9 protein-coding genes are annotated in these 9,447 nt (G+C 44.6%); 1 reads left to right on the top strand and 8 read right to left on the bottom strand.

Annotated features, from left to right (window positions below; genetic code table 11):
• Positions 1-439: 439 nt before the first annotated feature.
• The 7 genes from ACEW8S_RS16795 to ACEW8S_RS16765 form a co-directional block, all read right to left on the bottom strand.
• Complete coding sequence (locus ACEW8S_RS16795; RefSeq protein WP_373519274.1) at positions 440-673, bottom strand: hypothetical protein; 234 nt, start codon at positions 671-673, stop codon at positions 440-442.
• 2 nt (positions 674-675) lie between these two features.
• Positions 676-1,818, bottom strand: coding sequence for a PepSY-associated TM helix domain-containing protein (locus ACEW8S_RS16790; RefSeq protein WP_373519273.1), 1,143 nt, complete (start codon positions 1,816-1,818; stop codon positions 676-678).
• A gap of 50 nt (positions 1,819-1,868) precedes the next feature.
• Positions 1,869-4,292 carry a TonB-dependent siderophore receptor gene (locus ACEW8S_RS16785; protein WP_373519272.1) on the bottom strand — a complete coding sequence of 808 codons (2,424 nt, stop codon included), beginning with the start codon at positions 4,290-4,292 and terminating at the stop codon, positions 1,869-1,871.
• A 486-nt stretch (positions 4,293-4,778) separates the two neighbouring features.
• Positions 4,779-5,339, bottom strand: coding sequence for a hypothetical protein (locus ACEW8S_RS16780; protein WP_373519271.1), 561 nt, complete (start codon positions 5,337-5,339; stop codon positions 4,779-4,781).
• Positions 5,340-5,341: 2 nt separating this feature from the next.
• Positions 5,342-5,812, bottom strand: a complete 471-nt coding sequence (locus ACEW8S_RS16775) for an RNA polymerase sigma factor (RefSeq protein ID WP_373519270.1) — start codon at positions 5,810-5,812, stop codon at positions 5,342-5,344.
• 7 nt (positions 5,813-5,819) lie between these two features.
• Entirely contained in the window at positions 5,820-5,948 is a 129-nt protein-coding gene (locus ACEW8S_RS16770) for a hypothetical protein (RefSeq protein ID WP_373519269.1), read from the bottom strand.
• A 554-nt stretch (positions 5,949-6,502) separates the two neighbouring features.
• Complete coding sequence (locus ACEW8S_RS16765; protein WP_373519268.1) at positions 6,503-6,952, bottom strand: hypothetical protein; 450 nt, start codon at positions 6,950-6,952, stop codon at positions 6,503-6,505.
• Between the two features lie 332 nt (positions 6,953-7,284).
• On the opposite strand from ACEW8S_RS16765, the gene ACEW8S_RS16760 reads away from it, so the two are divergent.
• The gene (locus ACEW8S_RS16760) at positions 7,285-8,532 is read left to right on the top strand and encodes an IS256 family transposase (RefSeq protein WP_373519267.1); all 1,248 of its coding nucleotides are present in this window, start codon (positions 7,285-7,287) and stop codon (positions 8,530-8,532) included.
• A 125-nt stretch (positions 8,533-8,657) separates the two neighbouring features.
• Here the strand turns inward: ACEW8S_RS16760 and ACEW8S_RS16755 are convergent, their stop codons facing one another.
• Positions 8,658-9,092: a hypothetical protein gene (locus ACEW8S_RS16755; RefSeq protein WP_373519266.1), complete on the bottom strand. Its 435-nt coding sequence runs from the start codon at positions 9,090-9,092 to the stop codon at positions 8,658-8,660.
• Positions 9,093-9,447: the final 355 nt, after the last annotated feature.

Raw genomic sequence — 9,447 nt, 5'->3', positions numbered from 1 at the left:
GGAGAACTCTAGAAGGTTTTGACCCTTGAAAATATCCATATAAAGCCTATATTTATTGAATCCAAAAGTATGAATTTAACTACTGACCTCTAAAAGTTTAAATCACTTCCATACCTGAAGTATTTGGAAAAAATTTTTGTGGCGATTTTAATGAGCCGGAATAGATAGTTATCGGGCGATGGAAACAATGGACAATGTTGAAAAGAGGCAATTTTAATCGGTCTTCGAGCGCAAAACATTGAAGACCTCTGGAAAGTTCAAGCTTAGATAGTTTTTTATTGCCTTTAAATATCCCTGTTACTAGAAGCATGTAACGATACATCATCGGCCTATAGCATATCCCATCTTTGGGCACAAAGAGATATTAACCGGTTTTTCATCCTTAGCGTACGTTTTCGCACCGATGGGCTCCATGCCCCCCATTATAGCTGGCCTACAATTATGGTGTAAGTAAAAATCCGATCATAATTGCGACCGACTTAAGAATAACCTTGGTATAGTCCCAAAAAACGGCCAAGGCCGTTTTCGGGACAGCCCCTGAATGATATATGGGCGTAAATCCTAAAATTCTTTGCCCTGCCACAAAGGGTCCTATGGGTAGGGGCTCCGTTTTTCGAATCTTCCCCTGCACCGCGTTTCCCTCGAAAGGAAAGGAAGGCCTTACCTTGTTCAAATTCAAGTTTTTGCCGCAACCCGTTTATTTTTCTTTTTATAGCTGCGCCCATACCATAATAGGACTCCCGTAATAGGTAGGCTGGCCGTCAACAGGCTTACCAGAAAAGCGATTATCTTTCCTGCGATTCCACCGATGGCACCGATATGGATGTCGTAGTTCATACGCAATATTTTGTCCGCAACGCTCGTATCCCGGTACATGCCATATATGGTGGCGGACTTGATTTCCTCCAGAGTATTTTGATCAAAAAAGCGAAAGTCCGAATCGTAATACAGGCCTTCGCTATTGGAAACCTCCACATAGATACTGGATGTTTCGTCGAAGGGGTAGTGCAGTTCGAAGCTCTCGGCATTAGGGGAAGCTTTCCGGAGCTGGGGGATCAACCGGTCCATGGGCAAAACGCTATCGCCTTGAACGGCTGTTCCGTCGGTATTTTCGGGTATCGAAAATGTGACCTCCTTTTTCCCGCCGGCCGTCCTGTAGACCGCATATTGAAACCAGTTGTACGACATTACCAAGCCTGTCAGGGCGAGTATCAGGGCGAGGGAACCTACATAGAACCCGATTATGGAATGGAAATCAAAGTTTTTGCGTTTCCATCGGTCGGTCGATTTCCAGTCGAACTTTAAACGCTGTTTTAGGTTCCGGCGCTTTTTGGGCAACCATAGGATAAGGCCGGAAACCAAGATCAGCACAAAGAGCCATACCGATACGCCAACGACCTGTTCGCCCAAAGTTTTCGGAAGCCACAGTCGCATATGGCCTTTTAGGACAAAAGAAAAGAATCCCGAAAGATGGTCATCGATCTGGATGATTTCCCCGGAATACGGATTCAGGAAAACACTTCGGTAAAATTCGGGTTCGGCCTCATAAAAAATGACCTCGATGGCATCGCCCGCTTTTTTGAAGACCGTACCGTGTACGGCATGATCCGGAAAAACCGTTTTGGCCGTATTCCTTGCTTCCGATGCCGTTAAGACGGGTTCGTTTTTCGGGACTACCTTTTTATAACCGTCATAAAGGCTTTCGACCTCTTCCTTGAACACCCAACAGCATCCGGTAACCGCAACGATAAACACTACGATACCGGTAGCCAGGCCTAAAAACTTATGGATCGTGATTATACTTTTTCTAAACTTCATCTGTTGCCTATTGTAAAGTGCCGTTTCAAAACCGGTCCTCGCCCGCTGTTCTAAAATGAATACGTGAAATTGGCCAATAAGGCCCTTGGCATTTGCGGGTTTATGGTGGTCCAGCCTTTATAGTATTCCTTGTTAAAGGCGTTGTTCAGTTTTAGGGCGATCCGGTATTTATTGGCTTGGTAAAAAACGGAGGCATTGGCGACCGTATAACCGGGCAACGTGAAATTTCCGGTCGTGCTGTAGTTCTTTACGAAACGCTCGCTGGCACCGTTAAAGCCAAAGCCCAGTCCGAAACCGTCCAGTTTTCCCCGTTGCAGTTCATAGTTCGCCCAAAAGTTGTAGAGCGTTTTCGGTCCGGCCTCCAAAGGTCTTTTGTTGACGATAAGGGGGTCGTCCGATTTGGTGGTCTTGCTATCGTTGTTACTATAGCCGGCCCGGATGTTCAATCCCCTTGACGGATTGGCGTTCACTTCCACTTCAAGGCCTTTGCTTTCCACTTCGCCGCCCTGTACCATGTTGAACGGGGAATCGGGATCTACGATTACGCGGTTCTTGACCCGGATGTCATAGTAACTCAGGGAAGCGTTCAATCGGTTTTCAAAGAAATTGGTCTTGATGCCGAATTCCATCTGGTCCGCCTGTTCGGGGTCGAAGGTGCGCAAGCGTTGCGGGCCATCTTCGGGATTGCCTACAAGCTGCGGGGCAATATTGGTAAATCCGTTCTGGTAGTTGGCGAATACCGACAATTTATCGACGATGGGCTGGTACATCAGTCCGAATTTTGGGGAAAGCGCCACTTGGTCAAAATCGTCCTCGGTGGTCGAGAGGTCGCCCTCGTTATCGAACCGGTCCAACCGAAGGCCGGCCATAAGTAAAACGTTCTGGGTCAGGTTCAGCACATCGGAAATATAGAGACTGTATATATGGTATTTTGATTTGATGTTTCCGATGGCCTGTGAGGCCAAGGCCGCATCGACCCCGGCGGTGGACAGCGGATAGCTATCTTCCTCGATTTCTTCTGTAAAAGGGTTATCGCCGCTCGTGCCTCCTTCGGGGGTAACGTTGCCGTAAAAGGCATAGCCGCTATTGTTGCTGGTCTCGGTGGCGTTAAAATAGTCAAGGCCAACGACGGTTCTATTGCGCAGCCCCCCAATTTTAAAATCGCCGGTAAAGTTCTGCTGAATATCCGTTGTCTGGGTATTGGCGTTCTGCTTGCTGATAAACCGTGTAAAGGCATCGTCGCCCAAAATTCCATACTCGAACAAATAGGAATAATACCCGTTGGTAGATGTGGAACTTTTGGAGAGCAAGGTCTGCGATTGCCAAGTGTCGGACAGCTTATAGTCCATCTCAAGGCGATAGTTCTGTGTCGGGTTTTTAAGCGTGAGCTCGTTGCTCGTGAACGATATCTTGTTGTTGTAGCCCAGTTCTTCGAGATTATCGGATTCGGTCGGGGCGTTCCGGTTCAGGAACAAAAAGGTGGGATTGGTCTGTTCGGCCTGTGTGATTTCCCCATAGAACGAGAAGGATAGCCTGTTGTTCACTTTGTAGGAAAGCGAGGGTGCCACGAAAAAGGATTTCCGAAAGCCGGCATCCTGAAAGCTCCGTTCGGTAGAATAGGAAGTATTCAACCTGAAATAGATGTCCTTTTGCCGATCGAGCGGAAGGTTGAGATCCCCCGTAACCTGGTTCAGCCCATAGGTTCCCGAAGTAAAGGATAGCTCGCCGCCCGTGCCCACATACGGTTTTTTGGTGACTACATTTATCAGCCCGCCATATGAACTGACGGCATTGCCGAAGAGGGTTGCCGACGGCCCCTTGATGACTTCGATACGTTCAATGTTCGCAGGGTTAATGGTGCCATTGGTCAATCCCGGCAGGCCGTTGACGAGTTGGGGCTGGACCGAAAATCCACGCAGCGCATAATAGCCGGCACCGTCACCTCCCCGTCCGGTAGATGCCCAAAGATTTTCGACACCGGTCGCATTTTTGAGCGCATCGTCAAAGTTGGTGACCACTTGTGATTCCAAAAGAGCTGTGGTAATCGTACTGTATACTTGCGTATTCTCGATATCCTTCAAAGCAAGTTTGGCAACGTACGCCGTTTTTTTCCGGGAAAATTTATTGGTCCGCTCGCCCTCCACGACGACTTCGCCCAAGATTTCGTTGCCTTCGTAAAGTATAACCGTATTTAAATCGAGGGTCCGGTCGCCCGAAACGGAGAAAGGTATCTCGCGGGTCTTAAAACCTAAATAGGAAATGGTCAGCGCATGGGCTCCAGTTTCCAGACCGGCAAGCGCGAAATATCCGTTTTCGTCGGTCTGTGTTCCCTTGGATGAGTTGTTCAGTAGCACGTTCACACCTAACAGAGGGGTTTGGGAATTGTCGGTTACCTTTCCTTTCACGGTGACGTTCTGCGCAAATCCGATAGCGGACAGGACAGAGAAGAGTAGGATAGTGATAGGATATTTCATTAATTTTATTTAGACTTTATATAAATAAAAGATTTCGACAAATGTAAATGCTGCTTTTGTCTCTGCCAAATTATTTATAATAAATCTAAATAATAATTCGTTGCTATCGAAAACATCGCTTTGGCCAATGATATCCCCGGAAGGGCTAAGGCCATGGATATATTTAGCTTTGGAACGATATTTAATTTCAGGATCTGGAAAGCACGGAATTAGTCCAAAATATCCGAATCTAGAATTATACACGACCACCCCCAATATCTTCCGATTTCATCACGAAAACTCCATGAAATCTATAAAGTTCATTAAACGGCCCTCAAACGTAAACGAAACCCGTGTTTTAGAAAGTCTAAATAAATATGGGGTTAAGTAGACCAGGGGTTATTCACCAATTAAGGATTAAGAAGAAAAATCAATAGTGTCATAAAAGCTTACTATGTATTACCATGCAGCTTGTAAACGTTTCAATTCCTTTAAATGGCATATTTCTCAATCTATACCGTTTTCCACTTCCAAGGAACCGATCTGGTTCTCAATCTTTCCGATTCTTCCTTTCCATATTTTCCACAGGAAGAATATCTGGACGGAAATCAACACCGATACAAATATGCTCCACACAAAAATTTTTGTCCAGTTCCAGTCGACGGAGGATGCGAAGAATGCAAGTATGGCCATTATCGCAATCACCCTGGCCGCTATGGAAATAATGGCATATCTTTTTATCCTATATACATATCGCCCCAACGATTCCGACAGGTTCGGCCCGTTTATTGGGGACTGCACAAGACGGTAGCCGAGCAGGTTGTGCAGTACGAGCAGCATAACGGACGCGACGAGGGCCACGTTCCATAACAAGGGCTTTTGGTCGCCGTCGAAACCGGTATAATAGACCGATAGAAATAGCGACCATAGTATGGTCTCCAGAACTAGTTGCAGCCTCATCCTTTTGAGTACCGGGTGTCCGTTGACCATGCCCATTTTCCTAAGGGCGTCCATACTTTTGTTCTTACCGCCGTTTTGATATTCCAATCTTAGTTCGTCAATTTCCATGTCTATTGGTTTAAAATTGTTCTTAATCTGTTCTTTATCCTATTGAGCCTTACCGCCAGATTGTTCTTGCGGATGCCCATCACTTTGGCAATCTCGGTGATGTCGAACCCGTCAAGGTACAACGAGACAATGGCCTTTTCTGCATCATCCAACTGTCCTATGGCCCTGAAGAGCTTTTCCCTGTTGGGATTCTCATCATTTTCGGCCCGGGATGGTTCCGGCAGTCGTTCTGTTGCAACCGTTTTAATCTTTCGCTTTCGAAAGCTGGCCATGGCGGTGTTCAGACCGATACGGTACATCCACGTGCCGAACTTTGAACGCCCTTTAAATTGGGGATAGGACCTCCAAAGCTGGTAGACGATTTCCTGGAACAGGTCTTCACGATCCTCTTTGGAATCCCTGTAGATGGCGCAAATCTTATGCAGCAGACCTTGGTTCTTGTAGACCGCAACCAGAAATTCTTCCTTGCTCATCCCCATATCACCATTTTATGGAATTATGGACCTGGCCCGTTCCTAGGGCAACTATCCCGTTGAAATCGGTTCCGTTGCAGAAAAATAGATATTGTAGCGGTGCTGAAATTCCGAGAACCCTTTTTTTTGTTTTCATGACCTTTTGTTTACCTATAAGTTGCGAAGTGCGGACGAAAAATTACAGTAGGAGTGGATTTTTTTTCTTCTATGTCGTTGAGAAGATATTGTTCCCGGTAAAAAACATCCCTTTAAAAAGAATACCAATGGCAGGGTAAAATCTATATAACGCTCTCTTTAAGGAACAACAAAAATCGTCAGACAATGGTGTTATTTAGAAGATTTTTTGAAATCTTATTTTTTGGTGTGAAATTGACTATTTCAGAGGGTCAATTAACGGCCGTTGAAGATTAACGATTTGAGGTTTTTGAAAGTCTAATTTAACGTGGGATTTTTTTGCATCACCTTTTACCGCTTTTATAACGTCTCGGCTCGCGCAGTGCGGGGCCGGAACGCACCTGCCTTTCCGCCACGCTATAGCAAAAATCTTTTTGTTTTGGTTTTATCCTGTCCCGCGTAAAAGCGAAATCCAAAAGATTTTGCGGTGCCGCGCAGCACGCCCAGACCAATGGATAATGCACTTACACCCGCATTGCGAGGTTTTGTTGTAAAACGTTTTCAATGATAGAAAAGTCAATTATTAGGAAGAAGAAATTTGTCACCTCTTCCACTTTTTATCATTCTTTCTGTGAAATCTTTTTCGAAGTCCTTTTTGGGAATCTTTTTCTGAACATAATGAGATAGTTTATTTCCATTTTTTATTCGAGAGTATTCAATCAGACCCTTCTCACCTTTTAACTCAAGTTTGTAATCATGCATTTTAACTGTAAATTTTTTTAAAGTATCCTGCGCTTTACCATCTAAAATATAGAAATACTTACCATCAAATTTATAGTTCTCTGCATAGTTGATTGAATAATTGGAGGGTTGAAAAATATAAAACACATTGTCGTCAAAATATATCTCCTGATAGTCAAATTTATCGGTAATGGTATTATCGGTTATATACCAATCACCTCGTAAATTAAGTTGGTCCGAACCTTCTCGTTGTTTACAATTCACTAAAGTCAATAGTGAAAACAAAATAAGACCTGTTTTGAAAAAGAATTTGATATGATTAAAAAAGAACTTCAAAAAAATTTCGGTTATTAGTTATAATAATTTTACTGTCTAATTTTATATTAAACCACTTATTTTCATAAAGTTTAAAATCCTCAATATTTTCAGGATTTTTATCTTATTTCCGCTTACACAAGATGAATTTGAGAATAGTTTTTTGCTTGTTTAGATGTTACTACAAATGTTTTACAACGTTTCGTGTATGAGCAGTGGCGTGGTTCGTCACGGACAATGAGGGTGTAATTTAAACTCTGTCTGAATGATTTTTTATATTAACATTCAAACAGAGATTTAAAATGACACAGGAAGAATTAGACAACATCGAAAAAAAGGCACTTGAACAATTTACGACCGGAAAAAGCCTGTTCGGCAAGGACGGTGCTTTTGCACCCTTGCTCCAGAACTTTCTGGACAAGGCCCTGGAAGCGGAGATGGAAGGCCATCTCGACAAGGAAGAGCGTTCCAAGGGCAACAAGCGCAACGGCAAGGGCAGTAAGACCCTCAAAACGGGGGTCGGCACCTTTGACATAAAAACGCCCCAGGACCGCCAGAGCAGCTTCGACCCCGAGATCGTAAAAAAGCGCCAGACCATACTTGCGGACAACCTCGCCGACAAGATAATAGGCCTTTACGGGCTTGGGATGAGCTATCGGGACATCTGTGCCCACATCAAGGAGATGTACGACACCGAGATCTCGCACAGCGTCCTGACCGAGATCACCGATCGGATTATACCCGATATCAAGGCATGGCAGCGAAGGCCGTTGGACGCGATGTACTGCATCGTCTGGCTGGACGCCATGCACTACAAGGTCAAGGAGGACGGCAAGGTCCGCCACAAAGCGATCTACAACATATTGGGGATCGACAGGAACGGCCATAAGGACGTACTGGGCATGTACATTTCGGAGAGCGAGGGGGCCAACTTCTGGCTGCAAGTGCTCACCGACCTGAACAACCGTGGGCTCAAGGACATACTGATAGCCTGTACGGACAACCTGAAAGGGTTCACCGATGCCATCCTGAGCATATTCCCGAAGACCGACGTGCAGCTGTGCATAGTGCACCAGATACGCAACTCGCTCAAATACGTGGCTTCCAAAGACCAAAAGGAGTTCATGCGCGACCTTAAAATGGTCTACCGTGCCAACGGCAAGGAGGAGGCCGAGGACGAACTTCTGAACCTGGAGGAAAAATGGGGCAAGAAGTACCCGGTGGTCGTCCAGAGCTGGAACGACAACTGGGAGAACCTATCGAGCTACTTCGCATATTCCGCCCCCATCAGGAAGATCATATACACCACGAACGCCGTAGAGGGATTCCACAGGCAGGTGCGGAAGGTGACCAAGACCAAGGGCGCGTTCACCAGCGACATGGCCCTTATGAAGCTGATCTATCTGGCGACCATGAACATCAAGAAGAAATGGACCTCGCCATTGCAGAACTGGGCCACGACGGCCCAACAATTATTTATTAAATTTGAGGGCCGGATGCCACTCGATTTGAGCACAGCCCCTCCGGGGGGTACCCCCCGGAGGGGCTGAGAGACCGGACAGAGTTTAAATTACACTCCCCGGACAATTGCAAACAGGTACTTGCCATTGGAAATTCCGCAGGATTTCCAAGTAGGCGAGGACAAGCCATTGCTTATACACATTGTAGCACGTTTTTATTCCTTTCTCAAATAAAGTCCTTTTAGATTGCTGGCTGTTGCTAAATCATAAGAAGATTCTGTGCAAATTTCTGTTTTATCAAAGTTCCTACATACAGTTATATCCAAATAGTTTACTGGTCTAGGAAATTTTTCATTTGTGCTTGGTGCTCCTCTGTTAGTAACCGGTTGTAATTTAAACTCATAATTTTCTCCACTTTTTACTTTTATTCCGTTGTGATATTTCGGTTGATTTTTATTAGAAACTATTTTATAAAATTCTTTTTCGTTTTCAATAAATATTAAGTAATAATTTTCGATTGAGTCAATTTTCGAAATTTTTGCACTCACATCTATTCCGAGTTCAAATTTTGGTTTATACGTTTCTTTTCCGACGTTTTTACTTTTGCAGGAAAACAATATTAAAATCAGAATTAGGAATATATTTTTCATTAGGGATTTTTTTTCTCAAATGTGCTACAACGCCCGGGCTATGACAAGTAGGGCGGGTGATAAGCAATGAACTTTCCGCGAAGCCCTTAGGCAAAGCTTTTGTATTTTGTGTTTATCTTTTTTTCTTAAATGCGAAATCAAAAGATTTGACGGTGCTAGTAAACAAGTACAATCCAATGGGAATAGGACTTACCGCCCTATTTGCCATAGGTTTTGTTGAACGAATCCTCCCTAAGGTCGGAAGCTTTGCACGTTGAAGATACGATATTCCCTAAATTTATGGTCAACTTAAAATTTACCGATATGTACAAAAAAAAGTAAAACGATCGTAGAGACCGCTATCGCGGAATTACCG

The organism is Pricia sp., from assembly GCF_041745955.1.
Classification (GTDB): domain Bacteria; phylum Bacteroidota; class Bacteroidia; order Flavobacteriales; family Flavobacteriaceae; genus Pricia.
The sequence above is the reverse complement of the archived record's forward strand: the minus strand, read 5'-3'. Positions and strand labels throughout refer to the sequence as shown.

Excerpts from the sequence above, each read along its gene's own strand:
- ACEW8S_RS16790 (WP_373519273.1), bottom strand. The coding sequence starts at position 1,818 with ATGAAGTTTAGAAAAAGTATAATCACGATCCATAAGTTTTTAGGCCTG.
- ACEW8S_RS16785 (WP_373519272.1), bottom strand. The coding sequence starts at position 4,292 with ATGAAATATCCTATCACTATCCTACTCTTCTCTGTCCTGTCCGCTATC.
- ACEW8S_RS16780 (WP_373519271.1), bottom strand. The coding sequence starts at position 5,339 with ATGGAAATTGACGAACTAAGATTGGAATATCAAAACGGCGGTAAGAAC.
- ACEW8S_RS16775 (WP_373519270.1), bottom strand. The coding sequence starts at position 5,812 with ATGAGCAAGGAAGAATTTCTGGTTGCGGTCTACAAGAACCAAGGTCTG.
- ACEW8S_RS16770 (WP_373519269.1), bottom strand. The coding sequence starts at position 5,948 with ATGAAAACAAAAAAAAGGGTTCTCGGAATTTCAGCACCGCTACAATAT.
- ACEW8S_RS16760 (WP_373519267.1), top strand. The coding sequence starts at position 7,285 with ATGACACAGGAAGAATTAGACAACATCGAAAAAAAGGCACTTGAACAA.
- ACEW8S_RS16755 (WP_373519266.1), bottom strand. The coding sequence starts at position 9,092 with ATGAAAAATATATTCCTAATTCTGATTTTAATATTGTTTTCCTGCAAA.